This is a genomic window from Mesorhizobium sp. M0152, assembly GCF_040322415.1.
GTDB lineage: Bacteria > Pseudomonadota > Alphaproteobacteria > Rhizobiales > Rhizobiaceae > Mesorhizobium.
This window is the reverse complement of sequence record NZ_JAMYTH010000001.1, coordinates 302023-315136: the sequence shown is the minus strand read 5'-3', so window position 1 is coordinate 315136 and position 13114 is coordinate 302023. Positions and strand designations below refer to the sequence as shown.

The 13114-nt window shown below is 61.8% G+C and carries 16 protein-coding genes and 1 tRNA gene; 10 read left to right on the top strand and 7 right to left on the bottom strand.

Features of this window, described 5'->3' with window-relative positions:
- The first annotated feature begins 376 nt into the window (after positions 1-376).
- The 3 genes from NKJ26_RS01585 (at position 377) to NKJ26_RS01575 (ending at position 2695) form a co-directional block, all read left to right on the top strand.
- Entirely contained in the window at positions 377-1231 is an 855-nt protein-coding gene (locus NKJ26_RS01585) for a glycosyltransferase family 25 protein (RefSeq protein ID WP_352693166.1), read from the top strand.
- Positions 1232-1681: 450 nt separating this feature from the next.
- Complete coding sequence (locus NKJ26_RS01580) at positions 1682-2032, top strand: hypothetical protein (RefSeq protein WP_352604343.1); 351 nt, start codon at positions 1682-1684, stop codon at positions 2030-2032.
- A 573-nt stretch (positions 2033-2605) separates the two neighbouring features.
- Positions 2606-2695 (top strand) — tRNA-Ser (locus NKJ26_RS01575).
- Positions 2696-2747: 52 nt separating this feature from the next.
- Here NKJ26_RS01575 and NKJ26_RS01570 read toward each other — a convergent pair.
- Both NKJ26_RS01570 and NKJ26_RS01565 read right to left on the bottom strand, forming a co-directional pair.
- Positions 2748-3101 carry a type II toxin-antitoxin system PemK/MazF family toxin gene (locus NKJ26_RS01570; RefSeq protein WP_352693164.1) on the bottom strand — a complete coding sequence of 118 codons (354 nt, stop codon included), beginning with the start codon at positions 3099-3101 and terminating at the stop codon, positions 2748-2750.
- Positions 3098-3322, bottom strand: a complete 225-nt coding sequence (locus NKJ26_RS01565) for an antitoxin MazE family protein (RefSeq protein WP_352607489.1) — start codon at positions 3320-3322, stop codon at positions 3098-3100. Before NKJ26_RS01565 ends, NKJ26_RS01570 begins: the two co-directional genes overlap by 4 nt.
- Positions 3323-3600: 278 nt before the next feature.
- Here NKJ26_RS01565 and NKJ26_RS01560 point away from each other — a divergent pair, with 278 nt between their 5' ends.
- Positions 3601-3897 (top strand): hypothetical protein, encoded by a 297-nt coding sequence (locus NKJ26_RS01560; protein ID WP_352607487.1) that lies wholly within the window; start codon positions 3601-3603, stop codon positions 3895-3897.
- A gap of 104 nt (positions 3898-4001) precedes the next feature.
- On the opposite strand, the gene NKJ26_RS01555 is transcribed toward NKJ26_RS01560, so the two are convergent.
- Positions 4002-4718, bottom strand: coding sequence for an SDR family NAD(P)-dependent oxidoreductase (locus NKJ26_RS01555; protein WP_352607502.1), 717 nt, complete (start codon positions 4716-4718; stop codon positions 4002-4004).
- Between the two features lie 135 nt (positions 4719-4853).
- Here NKJ26_RS01555 and NKJ26_RS01550 point away from each other — a divergent pair, with 135 nt between their 5' ends.
- The gene (locus NKJ26_RS01550) at positions 4854-5783 is read left to right on the top strand and encodes a LysR family transcriptional regulator (protein ID WP_352693161.1); all 930 of its coding nucleotides are present in this window, start codon (positions 4854-4856) and stop codon (positions 5781-5783) included.
- 51 nt (positions 5784-5834) lie between these two features.
- Here the strand turns inward: NKJ26_RS01550 and NKJ26_RS01545 are convergent, their stop codons facing one another.
- The 3 genes from NKJ26_RS01545 to NKJ26_RS01535 form a co-directional block, all read right to left on the bottom strand.
- Complete coding sequence (locus tag NKJ26_RS01545) at positions 5835-6275, bottom strand: hypothetical protein (RefSeq protein WP_352693159.1); 441 nt, start codon at positions 6273-6275, stop codon at positions 5835-5837.
- 6 nt (positions 6276-6281) lie between these two features.
- Positions 6282-6497 (bottom strand): hypothetical protein, encoded by a 216-nt coding sequence (locus tag NKJ26_RS01540; RefSeq protein WP_352607481.1) that lies wholly within the window; start codon positions 6495-6497, stop codon positions 6282-6284.
- Positions 6498-6568: 71 nt separating this feature from the next.
- Positions 6569-6868, bottom strand: a complete 300-nt coding sequence (locus NKJ26_RS01535) for a DUF1236 domain-containing protein (RefSeq protein WP_352607479.1) — start codon at positions 6866-6868, stop codon at positions 6569-6571.
- 595 nt (positions 6869-7463) lie between these two features.
- Here NKJ26_RS01535 and NKJ26_RS01530 point away from each other — a divergent pair.
- The 5 genes from NKJ26_RS01530 (at position 7464) to rimO (ending at position 11872) form a co-directional block, all read left to right on the top strand.
- Positions 7464-8270: an alpha/beta fold hydrolase gene (locus NKJ26_RS01530; RefSeq protein ID WP_352693308.1), complete on the top strand. Its 807-nt coding sequence runs from the start codon at positions 7464-7466 to the stop codon at positions 8268-8270.
- 68 nt (positions 8271-8338) lie between these two features.
- Positions 8339-9037, top strand: coding sequence for a DUF2161 domain-containing phosphodiesterase (locus NKJ26_RS01525; protein ID WP_352693157.1), 699 nt, complete (start codon positions 8339-8341; stop codon positions 9035-9037).
- A gap of 56 nt (positions 9038-9093) precedes the next feature.
- Positions 9094-9501: a DUF930 domain-containing protein gene (locus NKJ26_RS01520; RefSeq protein WP_352607473.1), complete on the top strand. Its 408-nt coding sequence runs from the start codon at positions 9094-9096 to the stop codon at positions 9499-9501.
- 185 nt (positions 9502-9686) lie between these two features.
- Entirely contained in the window at positions 9687-10373 is a 687-nt protein-coding gene (locus tag NKJ26_RS01515; protein ID WP_352607471.1) for a TerC family protein, read from the top strand.
- 185 nt (positions 10374-10558) lie between these two features.
- A complete protein-coding gene (rimO, locus tag NKJ26_RS01510) occupies positions 10559-11872 on the top strand; it encodes a 30S ribosomal protein S12 methylthiotransferase RimO (protein WP_352607469.1) in 1314 nt (437 codons plus the stop codon).
- A 146-nt stretch (positions 11873-12018) separates the two neighbouring features.
- On the opposite strand, the gene NKJ26_RS01505 is transcribed toward rimO, so the two are convergent.
- Positions 12019-13086 (bottom strand): BMP family ABC transporter substrate-binding protein, encoded by a 1068-nt coding sequence (locus tag NKJ26_RS01505; protein WP_352607467.1) that lies wholly within the window; start codon positions 13084-13086, stop codon positions 12019-12021.
- Between the last annotated feature and the right edge of the window lie 28 nt (positions 13087-13114).

Below are 13114 nucleotides of genomic sequence, written 5' to 3'. Positions count from 1 at the left end.
CACTCACGCGACAGGTCACCAACGACGCCTTGAACCCCGATCCCTTGTGCGCAGGAATTGCTTATCACGATATTAATCGATTGTGGCCGGAACCAGGCAAGATTGTGACGGCGCCCTCCGCGGCATCCAGCCGGGGCGACTATGATCCCGGAGAAGCGGTCGTGCGCGTTGCTGGGCGGCTACTTCGGTCCGGCGGTTGCGATCGCAAAAGTCGCTGAACCGACGACCAAGAACCTGGTCGGCGGCTCACCTCAAATGCCGAGGACGACTTGACTTCCAGTATTGGCCAGAGGATGAATTCTGACGTAGAAACCCGGGGGCGGGAAGATTTGGAAAATTCAAGATTTTTCTTCGCACATTGTGCGGAGTACTTCCGATGTGCCTGTCCGATGGCGCATGGGGAAGATCAATGAGGTGCCTGGTCATCAATCTGGATCGGTCACCGGCTCGGCTTGCCCACATGACCGCCGAATTTTCCCGTATCGGCGTTACGTTCGATCGGGTCGCGGCTGTTGACGGGCTCAGCAGCCCGGAGATCACGAACATGTCTCCGAACCTGTCACTGTCCGAAATTGCTTGTTTCCTGAGCCACAAGGCTTGCTGGCAAATCATAGCAAAAGGCGACGACGCCTACTGCGCGATCTTTGAGGACGACGCAGTCTTGACCGAGACAGCCGGCCGGTTGCTTGCCAGCGAAGGCTGGATTCCGAACGGTGCGGACATCATCAAAATGGAGACGGTTTTCAGAAAAGCCGTGATCGCCATGAAGCAGGTTTTCGTGGGCCATGGTTACGTCTTGCACAGATTGCACGGGCTTCATTCGGGCTCGGCAGGGTACATTGTTTCAAGACAAGCAGCGCGCGATCTGGTGGAAGCAACGCAGAACAACGAGCTTCCAATCGATGACGTCATATTCAATCAAGCCTTGGCTACCTCCTCGAGCAAGGTGATCTACCAACTCTCGCCCGCATTGTGCACGCAGGCATCGTACCTCCGCGACAAGGCAGCAGAATTTCCAAGTGAGATAGAGCAAACCCGAGCCGCACTGCAGCAGAAGCGCAAGCTGGTGAATCCAAGGGGCAAGGCTCCATTGGCCAAATTCGCCATCGAAGCAAAGCGGGTATGGCGACAGATTTTCGACATTTGCCGGTTGAGACGGGAGAAAACCATCCCGTTCGACTATCGCGGAAAACGCATGCGTCGCGCCATGGCGTATGCGAGTATGCGCTGACCGGTATGCGCAGGTTTTAACCCTGTGAGAACGAGAATATCGTCACCCGTCTCGGCAGCGCACATGGACCGCAGCGCTTTGAACGCAGTTGGAGATCAGGCACGGTTGGTACGTGGTGACTTGGAAATCACGATGGAGGGACGGCCGAGTAGTTTAAGGCACCTCCCCGTCCCGTCTCTCCAAAGCCCAGGCTATCACCGGTTTGCGGGTTCTGCGGCTTCTACCGTCTAAACCGTAGCGTTGCGTTGCAAAAACCGTAGCAGCCTTGTTCCTAGGCTGTTCTAAACGCCACTATTTTGAGGCAGCGATCCGACCTGACGCCGTCGCCGTGCCGTCGGCGCACCGGTTGGCCGAAACTTGGGCGTCGAGCAAGACATGCGGCGCGGCGCGGAACCAAGAAAAGCGCCGCTAGTTTCATCCGCAGAGCACTCGAACAGAAGGACGAGTATGATGAAAAAGGCTTCATTGATAATCGCTATCGCGGTGTCGCTTTCTGCCGGGTCTGCAATCGCCGCATGTCCGGATAAGTCGGCCGTCAATGCAGGCACCGACACCCAACAGACCGCCGGTATTTCGAAAGATGGAACTCACGCGCCCTTGGAGACTCCGAAGGCCACAGTGACTCCGAAGGCCACGGGCAACGCCGGCAAGCCAGCCGCCAAGGATGGCAGCACAATGCCATTGGCGAAGGCGGAAGGCGGCGGCAACAAGAACCTTGCAACGTCGCAGCAGGACATCGAGGCACAGCAGCACGGTGGTAAGGCCGCAGCGGCAAAGGCGGACGACAATTGCAAAGACTGACGACTGTGCAGGCCGGAGCCGATTTGTAGCTCCGGCCTTTCATCAACGCGCGGCGGGATGCGGTCTTACCCAATGCTCCGACAAGGGCGCTTGGAAATGACCGGGCCAGCGCTGCCACTCCTGTGGCGTTTCCGCGTTATTGGACCAGCATACGGTTCGCCATCTTCCCGGGAGGCCGCGTCGTTCCCGTCTTTGGGTAGCAATCGTCCTGCTCCCGGTCATCGATTCCATTTCGATACCGCCAGCCAGCCAGAGTTCAAGGTCCGAATCGGGCTGCGCCAAGTCCAGCAGGGAAATTAGGCGTTCAATCTCGTCCTCGATCTTCAAATGCTGTCGGCAGGCGTTCATCCGAAGATGGCAAGCGAGCGCCTGGGGCTTTCGTCGTCGGCATCACGCTCGACCTACATTCGCATGTCATGCCCGGCATGCAGGCCGACGCGGCGGAGCAAGTTGACGTGGCGTTGCAGGCAGCTATAAGCAGCGAGCAAAACGGCAAATGGTTGCAAAATGCGTGGCAGACGGCGGTTTTCGATCGTCTGCTGGATACCAAAAGCGCAACGTTTGTACGGGGCTGGAGGGATGGCCGAGCGGTTTAAGGCACCGGTCTTGAAAACCGGCGTGGGCGCAAGTTCACCGTGGGTTCGAATCCCACTCCCTCCGCCATCTGCACGCCGGGCGTGGCCGAATTCAGGCTCGACACCGCCGTGGCTACGCGTCACGCCTCCTGTCTGGGCCTCGGCGAGACGGCCAGCCCGAGGAACACGAGCACGGCCTGGTTGAGCCGCAGGATGTCCTCGTCTTCCAGCCTGCCGACGCGCGTGCGAACCTTACTCTTTGGTACAGTGGTGATCTTGTCCACCATCAAACGGCATGCCATTCGAAGGCCGTTGCGCTCGTTGGGCTTGACGGACAAGCGGAACAGCGGTGCATCCGTCTCATCCATGGTGAATGCGCAGATGGTGATCGAGTCGGTTGCGTCGAAGCTATCGTCCTGAACGATGACGACCGGGCGCGGCTTCCCGGCATAATCCTTGCCGCCGGCGACAGTCCAGATTTCGCCGCGCTTCACTCATCGCCCCAATCCGCCACGGCGTCGATGAAAACCTGGTCCTCCTGCGCGCGAGCACTGGCGGCGATGGCGACCGACTGGCGGTGTGCTTCGGAACGGAAGGCCGGGGAGCGCACGTCCGGCACCCAAATCTGGATCGGGCGCAAACCTTGCTTCCGCAGGCGCTCGCGATGTTCCCGCACCTTGATGCGCGAAGGCTTCGCGCTTGATGCCGAGGCCATGACAAGCCCTCCACTAAAGTTACATGTAACCTACTACGGACCGCTAAGTTTTGCTAGCCCAGGTAATCGGCGGCGGCAGACATTTCCAGCTGGTTGGCGACATTTCCTCCTTGAGACCCTCTGTCCAGTGGGAACGGCTTCCCGCACGATCCTCGCCTCGTGTTTCGCCCCCGAGTGAACCCTATGCCGCTGGAGGTGCTCCGGGCTCCTGCCGGAACCAAAGTGCCTGGAGGCGGTTTATCGACCGAAGGGATTCCTGAGCAATTGGAGAATCTACGATGAAATCCATTGTCATAGGCGCGCTGGCGCTTCTGATGGCGGTCCCCACGATGGCCTCGGCGGCCGAGGCCGATATCCTCATCCGCACGCACCGGCATCATTACCATCACCGCGCCGCCGTCATCAACGAATACGGTCAGCGTCTCCATCATCGGCGCCACGGCGAGGTAGCATTCTATGACCAGGGTCGCCGGCATCATTATCGTCGCGACAGCGTCGTCGTGACCACAGACTCGATCGAACGCCGTCACCACCGGCACCGCCACGTCGTCATCCAGGACGACAACGACTATTGATCGAAGCGCTGCCTCCAGCTTCAGCGATCGCAATGGGAGCCCCTCGGGCGCGGAGGAAAGGAGCCAAAGCCCATGACGAAACCGGCTTCATCTCGGTCACGCCTTCACCAGGGGACGGTACGGCCGAGATAATCTAAATATTGCAGACCCGGGGCGCCCTGCTTCGAAAGCAGAACATTCACCAGGCTCGGAACGCTTTCCTCGATGGTCAGCCGTGCGTTTGGTCCCCCCAACTCGGTGCGGACCCAGCCGGGCGCCATTGTCATCATGGCACGCGACGTCCCGGAATGGCGCGCCGCGAAGCTGCGCATGAACATGTTCAGAGCCGCTTTGCTGCCGCGGTATACCTCACGTTGGCCGGTCTCATTGTTGGCGATGCTGCCTTGCCCGGATGACATCACGCCGATCAGCCCCGTCGCAGGGACATATTGCTCCAGGCTCTCGATGACACGCATCGGGCTCAGCGAATTCGTGACCATCACTCTTACGAACTCGTCCGTCGTCACGTCCGCGATTGTCTCAGCCGGGTCGTTTGTCACGCCGGCGTTGACGAACAGCATGTCGAACACCCTGCCCGACAGACGATCGCGCAAGGCCGCGACCTGATCGGGCTCGCAGATGTCCACCGTCTCGATTTCGACCCGGCCTGCGAACTCGTCCGCGAGGTCGTGCAGCTTGGTCCGGCTTCCGCCTCCCCGGATCGTGCCGACGACGTTCCACCCTTTCTTCAGGAATTCGGCGGCCATCGCATGACCAAGACCGCGAGACGCGCCGATAAGCAGGATCGTACCGGAGGGGATGCTCGAAAGGCTGGCAGACATGGGGTTCAATCCTTTTCGTTGACTGGGGTGACCGCAGATATGGGCACACACAAGTCAGGCGCCAGACGCGTAAAAATCAAAGTATAGTTGCATCCGACGCTATGTCGGACAAAGCGGGTGGGATAGGCTTGCCCGATGGACGATGTGGACCTGAATCTGCTCGCCGCTCTGGATGTGCTGCTTGCCGAAGGCAGCGTGACTGGGGCGGCTCGCCGTCTTGGCTTGAGTACCTCGGCCATGAGCCGGACGCTCACGCGACTTCGGGCGGCGACGGGCGACCCGCTGCTCGTCAGGGCCGGGCGCGGACTTGTGCCCACGCCGCACGCGGCCGAGCTGCGCGATCGCGTTCATGAGCTCACCCGGGATGTGCGGGCGGTCCTGCGGCCGCAAAACACGCACCTGGATGTGACAGCGCTCGAACTGACATTCACTGTCCGCGCCAGCGAGGCGTTCCTGGAATTCCTTTCCGGTCCGGTCGTAACCGCCATAGGCCGGGCAGCGCCTCGTATCCGCCTGCGCTTCGCGCCCAAGCCCGACAAGGACGCGCGCCCGCTTCGGGAAGGCCTTATCGACCTGGAGATCGGCTTGCTTGGAACGTCCGCGCCGGAAATCCGCACCCAGTTCCTGTTCCATGACCGATATGTCGGCGTGGCGCGGGTTGGGCATCCGCTTTTGGCAGGCGCTGGAGTTACGCCCGAGCGGTATGCAGCGTGCAGGCACGTCGTCGCGTCACGGGAAGGAAATGTCGTCGAGCCGATCGATGCCGCCCTTGAGAAGCTTGGCCTCGGACGGACCGTGGCGGTTGTGGTGCCCGGCTACCCGGATGCGATGCGCATCGTGCGCCAGTCGGATCTGGTCGCGACCGTGCCGCGCTCGTGTCTTGGCAACGTCACGGCGAGTGATCACGCGGCCATGACGGGGCTGGAGAGCTTCGAACTTCCGCTCTCCATACCGGAGTTCAAGATATCGGCGATGTGGCATCCGCGCATGGACGCCGACCCGGCACATCGCTGGCTGCGCGACACCGTGATGTCGGTTTGTCGCGCCGCGTATCCGCGGCGATGAGCGCGGGAGCGACCTTCCCGCCCAAAAGCAGGTAAGCGCAAGACGCCCTCCTCATGCGGCTTCGGCGGTGAATCCCGTCGTCGCGACGCGGTCTTCGAGCACTGCTTGTGCGATATCGGCCTGGGCTTCATCGATTTGTGCCGTCACCAGGATGATCCCCTGTGCGACGCTCGTTTCATCCGGCTTCATGGCCGCCGCGGCGAATGTTCCGAGCAGCCCGCCGGCAACGCCGCCGCAGACGGCCCCGGCCAGCGATGTCGCCAGCAACCCCGCACCAAGAAGGTCGACGCCGCTGGGACCCAGGCAGGCCAGGAGGCCAGCGGTGGCGCCCAGAATTGTCCCCAGAGCGGGAGCCTGCAAGACAGGGGCTATTTCGTCGCTGTAGGGCCCGATGACGGCAATCCTGACGTGAGGAATTCCGGCCGCCAGCAACGCGCCGGCCGCCCGGCATGCTTCGGCATGCGAATCAAAGAGTCTGCTGATCGTGCGCATGGCCACCTAAGGTGTTTTACTGTCCACCAACGTGTCGGTGACGAAGGATGCGGCGATCAGGTCGTCGCCATCAATTCGACCGTGGCCATCCTCCATGATGGCTGCGATCTTCTGGAAGATCTTTATGTCCCCCTCGGTAATCCGAGCTTCCTGCATCCGGGATTTAAGATCGGCTACGCGCATGCCCAGGGCATGCGACCTTGCAGTTCCACCATTCGGCATCGGGTCGCTTGTCCTCTTATTGCCAGTCCGCCGTCACGATGGACGGCGGGGTTCGGGCCACGGTACCTGGTTCAGTCGAGGACCTTGACGATCTTGCGGGTGCCCGGATCCACGACAACCGTGCGGTTGTCGACCACGACGTAGCGGTACTTGACGTTGGGAATCTCATGCATCTCGACCGTGTCGGGCAGAGCCGTGCCGACATTGAGTTCCACGCCGGGAAGCTTCACCGAAGCCAAGGGCTGCTTCTTCACATATTCGCGAATGACTGTTTCCTGTTCAGGCTGGATGACGACGTCCTGGGCCGCGGCCGCGCCGACACCCGCAAGCAGCACAAACGCCGCGGCGGCGCCAGTAAGATGTATTCTCATGATCTCCTCCTTCTTGGAGTCTGGCGCAAGACGACATCCTCGCCGCGCCCAGCCCACCGAACGTGAGGCGATGCCAAACGTTCCCCGGTTGGGCTTCGGTCGGGCCGGGGTTGGGACCTAGGTCCAATCGTCAGGCGCAATAGACCTATCCCAGCGCGCGTCTCGGAACAGCCACTGCCCGCGGTCGTTATTCGCTGCACGTTTGCGGGAGGAAGCGATGGAGAAGAGCGTCGGCCAGGCACGCTGGTTGCTCGCACCGATCTTCGCCGTTGCAATCACCTTCCTGGTCATCGGAGTGGCCCTTGGCTGACCATTCAAAACGGATGGAGCGCCAGGACCTCGCATGGCATCGGCGCAGTTTCGTCCCTTCCTGCGCTGATAGGGTTCGCTCGCCACCTTCGTGTGGCGGGCGAGCCCTCTATCCGTGTCGGGCGTTCGGGTCCGATCTCGACCACCGCGCATTCGAGCCGAACATTTGCCCGCCCGTCGCCGGACTGTGTCGCCTGATGGCAGCAGTCATTCCGCCACGGCTTGGTTTTTGCTGGGCACCGGCAATAAAAAGGACCTTCCCTACCTAACCCGAGGCGCTACCAGCATGGAATACCATGACGATGATCTGAGGAAATTCGAAGCGCACGGCGCAGCCCCTCTGCCGGCAGCAAGGGATGAAGGCCAGTTGGAACATGAGGGAGCGAAAATCTGGTACGCAACGTTCGGGGCCGGTCCTCCCGTGATCTTGTTGCATGGCGGCCTCGGCCACAGCGGCAATTGGGGATTTCAGGTTCCAGCCCTGGTCAGGGCCGGCTACCGCGTCGTGGTGATCGACAGCAGGGGCCATGGACGCAGCAGCCGCGACGAACGGCCGTACAAATACGAGCTGATGGCCTCCGACGTTCTGGCCGTGATGGACACTCTGCAATTGCCGAAGGCGGCGGTAGTGGGTTGGAGCGACGGCGCATGCGTTGCCCTGATCCTTGGCATGAAAGCCGCGGACCGGATCGAGGGTGTGTTCTTCTTCGGCTGCAACATGGATCCCAGCGGCACGAAGGAAGTCGAGCCCGGCCCGGTCCTCGACCGGTGTTTCGGCCGGCACTCCAAGGACTATGCCGAACTATCGGCCACGCCAGATCAATTCTCGGCGTTTGTCGAGGCTGTCGGCCTGATGATGAAGACCGAACCCAATTATGCCGCTTCCGATCTTGCGCGAATACATGTGCCGGTGGCGATCGTTCAGAGCGAACATGACGAGTTCATCAGGCACGAGCACGCGGATTATCTCGCCCGGAGCATCCCGGGATCGGAATTGATCATCCTGCCCGGCGTAAGCCATTTTGCGCCGCTGCAGCGCCCCGAGCTATTCAACAGCGCGATGTTGGGCTTTCTCGGAAAAGTCTCTTCCTGACGACATGCGATGCCGCGCCTCGCATGGCCTGGAAGGCTTTTCGTGCCGAATCGGCTAAGCCTTGAGACATGAACGAGACCTCTCTCTACCTGCCGGTTAAGCGGTTCCTGGAAGACCTCGGCTTCACCGTGAAGGGCGAGGTCGGCGGCTGCGATATCGTCGCGCTGCGGGAGGGTGAGCCGCCGGTCGTGGTCATTTGCGAGCTGAAGCTGCAATTCAATCTCGAACTGGTGCTGCAAGGCGTCGATCGTGCGGCGGCATGCGACGAAGTTTGGCTGGCGGCGCGCATGTCGGCGCGAGGCAAGGGGCGCGAAAGCGATGCCAGGTTTCGCAATCTCTGCCGGCGGCTTGGCTTCGGCATGCTCGGCGTCACGGCGAACGACCGGGTCGAGGTGCTTGTCAGCCCGATCGCGGTGACGCCGCGTAAGAATGCGCGGCGGCGCTCTCGCCTTGTCGACGAGCACCAGCGCCGCCGCGGCGATCCCGTCGCGGGCGGAGGATCGCGCAATCCGATCATGACCGCCTATCGCCAGAGCGCCCTCGCCTGCGCCGCCGCGATGTCCGACGGACCCAAGCGGCCGCGCGATTTAAAGGCTTTGACGCCGATCGCGCCAAAGATCCTGCGGCACAATGTCTATGGCTGGTTCGCGCGTGTCGACCGTGGTCTTTACGATCTCACCGACGCCGGCCGTGCTTCGCTGGTCCGCTGGCCGCAGGCTTCGCACGATGAATCCCGACACGGGAATTTGAACGCGCCGGCCGTATAAGTGAGCGCACTCGCCGGGTCCGCGGCCCCTCCGTTGGTTGATTTTTCAGACAAGATATGGTGCTAGTCCCGCCTATGAAGACACTCTGCATTGCGGCCATGGCGTCCCTGACCCTGGCTTTCCCGGCCAATGCAATGGACAACGCCTTGCGCGCCGGACTGCTGAAACTCGATCCTCAAACCCGCCTCGAGCAGCGTTGCGACGCCGAGGTCCTGGACCGGATCACTCACGACGATCGCAAATACAAGGCCGACCGTGTCGTCGCCTATGCCTTCTCGACGCCCGAAATGAGCGCCGATGCGATCAGGAGCCCGGGTGCGGCGTTCCGCAGCAAGGGGCAGTGGTACCGCCTGAAATTCAAATGCCAGACCGGGCCGGACCACATGGAAATCCTCCAGCTCCGCTACCGGATCGGCGACGAGATTCCGGAAACCGACTGGGCGAAGTACAATCTGTACGACTAGGCTCGCGCGCTCGTGCCCGCGTGGGCTGGCGCACCGGTGTTTGCTGACGATGCCGTGATGCGGCTCCAACGAAAGCGTTTTCCAGTGTTGCCCGATGGTGTCTTGACGCCAGCGGACCGTGCCTTTAGGCCCGTCTGGACATTCGGCGACGAACACTCGGCGAACAGGCAAGGGCTTTCAGGTCGATGGAAATATTCACCGCCGCGGGTTTATCGGCTCTTCTTCAGGTCATAGCCATCGACCTTGCGCTCGCGGGCGACAACGCCATCGTTATCGGCCTCGCCGCAGCCGGCCTGCCGGCCAACCAACGCAAGCAGGCCATTCTCGTCGGCATCGTGGCCGCCACGGTTCTTCGCATCTTCTTCGCTTTGATCACGCAGTGGCTGCTGACCATTGGGCCCATATTGCTTATCGCCGGCGGCCTGCTGCTGCTGTGGGTCTGCTGGAAGATGTGGCGCGAATTGCGGGTTACCCATCAGCAGGAGCGCGATGCGACCGAAGCGCTGTCGAATGACGACTTCGACAAGGATGGAATGATTGCCGGCAAGGGGCCGCGCAAGACCTTCGCGCAAGCCGCCTGGCAGATCGTCATTGCCGACGTGTCGATGTCGCTCGACAATGTTCTCGCGGTTGCGGGAGCGGCGATGAACCATCCGACGGTGCTGATCATCGGACTGGCGCTGTCGATCGCGCTGATGGGCTTTGCCGCATCCTTTGTCGCGCGCCTGCTGCACAAGTACCGCTGGATTGCCTATATCGGCCTGGCGATCATCCTCTATGTGGCCGTCAAGATGCTGCTTGACGGTGCCGTCCAGCAGTTTCCCGAGCAGTTCGCTTTCCTCGCTCCCTGGTTCGGGCCGGGAGGCCATTGAGCCGCCCCGACGGCTTGGCCCAGCCCGCGTCTTCGCATGATGGCCTGCGGCTGGTTTGCTTGATTGGGCAAGCCATGCTATTGCGCCGCGCGTATTGGCTCCTGCCACGCGCCACAGACCGACATTCATAGCGACTTCAGGCCGGACCAGCGTTTTCGGCCCGTACCCCCATTGGAACCTTGCCTATGTCCGCCCCTCGCGTCAGCTTCGTCAGCCTCGGATGCCCCAAGGCCCTTGTGGATTCCGAGCGCATCATCACGCGCCTGCGCGCCGAGGGCTACGAGATCGCACGCAAGCATGACGGCGCCGACCTTGTCGTCGTCAACACCTGCGGCTTCCTCGATTCCGCCCGCGACGAGTCGCTCAACGCCATCGGTTCCGCGCTTTCGGAGAACGGCAGGGTCATCGTCACCGGCTGCCTTGGCGCCGAGCCGGACGTCATCCGCGAGAAGCACCCCAACGTGCTGGCGATCACCGGGCCGCAGGCTTATGAGAGCGTGATGGCCGCCGTGCACGAGGCCGCACCTCCTTCGCACGATCCCTATGTCGATCTCCTGCCGCCGCAGGGCGTCAAGCTGACGCCGCGGCACTACGCCTATCTCAAGATTTCGGAAGGCTGCAACAATCGCTGCACCTTCTGCATCATTCCCGCGCTGCGTGGCGACCTCGTCTCGCGGCCGGCGGCGGACGTGCTGCGCGAGGCCGAGAAACTGGCCAAGGCCGGCGTCAAGGAACTCCTCGTCATCTCGCAGGACACCAGCGCATATGGCATCGACATCAAGTACCAGACGTCCATGTTCGGCGACCGCGAGGTGCGGGCGAAATTCCTCGACCTGTCGGAAGAACTGGGCAAGCTCGGCATCTGGGTGCGCATGCACTACGTCTACCCCTACCCGCATGTCGCCGACGTCATCCCGCTGATGGCCGAAGGAAAGATCCTTCCTTACTTGGACATTCCCTTCCAGCATGCCTCGCCGCAGGTGCTGAAGAACATGCGCCGGCCGGCGCATGGCGAAAAGACGCTGGAGCGCATCCGCGGCTGGCGCGAGGTGTGTCCGGATCTTGCCATCCGCTCCACCTTCATCGTCGGTTTCCCCGGCGAAACGGACGAGGATTTCGAGATGCTGCTCGACTGGCTGGACGAGGCCAGGATCGACCGCGCCGGCTGCTTCAAATACGAGCCGGTCAGGGGCGCGCGCTCCAACGAGCTCGGCCTTGAACAGGTCCCGCAGGAAGTCAAGGAAGCGCGCTGGCACCGCTTCATGCAACGCCAGCAGAAGATCTCGGCGACGCAGCTGGCCAAGAAGGTCGGCAAGCGCCTGCCGGTGCTGATCGACGAAGCGCATGGCACTTCGGCAAAGGGCCGCACCAAATACGACGCGCCCGAAATCGACGGTTCGGTTCATATCCAGTCGCGCCGTCCGCTGCGCGCCGGCGAGATCGTCACCGTCAAGATCGACCGTGCCGATGCCTACGACCTCTACGGTTCGGCGGTCTGACAAGGTCGCCCGGCCGGCGAATCTGCTACATCTGGCGATGATTGAGGCGTCTTGACCCGTTCCGCCGCATCCAAGCCGGAACAACCCTCCGAATGAATGAAAAAGGGCGCCGCGAAGCGCCCTTTTCATTTCGATATCCGCGCCGCTTATTGCGGCAGCTTGTCGTCGACACCCTTGACGTAGAAGTTCATGCCGAGGAGCGTGCCGTCATCGGCGACTTCGCCGTCCTTCAGCCACGGCGTGCCGTCCTGCTTGGCGATCGGTCCGGTGAAGGGGTTCCAGCCGTCGGCGATCTTCTTTGTAGTCGCCTCGGCCATCGCCTTCACGTCGTCGGGCATGTTGGTGAACGGCGCGAGCTTCACCGCGCCGTCCTTGATGCCGAGCCAGACATTGTCCGGCTTCCAGGTGCCGTCGATGGCCGCCTGAACCCGGCTGATATAGTAGGGACCCCATTCGTCGGTCAGCGACGTCAGCTGCGCGTTCGGCGCGAACTTGATCATGTCGGAAGACTGACCGAAACCGTGCAGCTTGCGCTCCTCGGCCACCTGCAGGGCGGCGGTCGAATCGGTGTGCTGGACGATGATGTCGGCGCCCTGGTCGAACAGTGCCTTCGCCGCGTCGGCTTCCTTGCCCGGATCGAACCACGAGTTCACCCAGACGATCTTGGCCTTGAAGTTCGGATTGATCGACTGCGCGCCGAGCATGAAGGAGTTGATGCCCATCACCACTTCCGGGATCGGGAAGGAGACGATGTAGCCGGCGACGCCGGACTTCGATTCCTTGGCGGCGATCTGGCCAAGCACGTAGCGGCCTTCGTAGAAACGGGCATTGTAGATGCCGAGATTATCGCCCGTCTTGTAGCCGGTCGCGTGCTCGAACATCACCTTGGGAAACTTCTTGGCGACCTTCACTTCGGCGTCCATGAAGCCGAAGGAGGTGCCGAAGATCAGCTTGCAGCCTTCGCGCGCCAGGCGCTCGAAAGCACGGTCGGCGTCGGGGCCTTCCGAGACGTTCTCCAGATAGGCGGTTTCGACTTTGTCGCCGAGCGCCTTCTCGACTTCGAGGCGGCCCTGATCGTGCTGGTAGGAGTAGCCGAAATCGCCGATCGGGCCGGTGTAGACCCAGCAGGCTTTCAACTTGTCGGCGGCTTCGGCTGTCGCCGCCAGCGAAAAGGCGGCGGTCGTGGTCATCAGGGCAATAAGCAGTTTTTTCATTGTGTTACCTCTCTGAGTTAAGCCTTGG

Coding starts and splice junctions, on each gene's coding strand:
- NKJ26_RS01585 (WP_352693166.1), top strand. CDS start 377: ATGTGCCTGTCCGATGGCGCATGGGGAAGATCAATGAGGTGCCTGGTC.
- NKJ26_RS01580 (WP_352604343.1), top strand. CDS start 1,682: ATGAAAAAGGCTTCATTGATAATCGCTATCGCGGTGTCGCTTTCTGCC.
- NKJ26_RS01565 (WP_352607489.1), bottom strand. CDS start 3,322: ATGGCCTCGGCATCAAGCGCGAAGCCTTCGCGCATCAAGGTGCGGGAA.
- NKJ26_RS01560 (WP_352607487.1), top strand. CDS start 3,601: ATGAAATCCATTGTCATAGGCGCGCTGGCGCTTCTGATGGCGGTCCCC.
- NKJ26_RS01555 (WP_352607502.1), bottom strand. CDS start 4,718: ATGTCTGCCAGCCTTTCGAGCATCCCCTCCGGTACGATCCTGCTTATC.
- NKJ26_RS01550 (WP_352693161.1), top strand. CDS start 4,854: ATGGACGATGTGGACCTGAATCTGCTCGCCGCTCTGGATGTGCTGCTT.
- NKJ26_RS01545 (WP_352693159.1), bottom strand. CDS start 6,275: ATGCGCACGATCAGCAGACTCTTTGATTCGCATGCCGAAGCATGCCGG.
- NKJ26_RS01540 (WP_352607481.1), bottom strand. CDS start 6,497: ATGCCGAATGGTGGAACTGCAAGGTCGCATGCCCTGGGCATGCGCGTA.
- NKJ26_RS01535 (WP_352607479.1), bottom strand. CDS start 6,868: ATGAGAATACATCTTACTGGCGCCGCCGCGGCGTTTGTGCTGCTTGCG.
- NKJ26_RS01530 (WP_352693308.1), top strand. CDS start 7,464: ATGGAATACCATGACGATGATCTGAGGAAATTCGAAGCGCACGGCGCA.
- NKJ26_RS01525 (WP_352693157.1), top strand. CDS start 8,339: ATGAACGAGACCTCTCTCTACCTGCCGGTTAAGCGGTTCCTGGAAGAC.
- NKJ26_RS01520 (WP_352607473.1), top strand. CDS start 9,094: ATGGTGCTAGTCCCGCCTATGAAGACACTCTGCATTGCGGCCATGGCG.
- NKJ26_RS01515 (WP_352607471.1), top strand. CDS start 9,687: ATGGAAATATTCACCGCCGCGGGTTTATCGGCTCTTCTTCAGGTCATA.
- rimO (WP_352607469.1), top strand. CDS start 10,559: ATGTCCGCCCCTCGCGTCAGCTTCGTCAGCCTCGGATGCCCCAAGGCC.
- NKJ26_RS01505 (WP_352607467.1), bottom strand. CDS start 13,086: ATGAAAAAACTGCTTATTGCCCTGATGACCACGACCGCCGCCTTTTCG.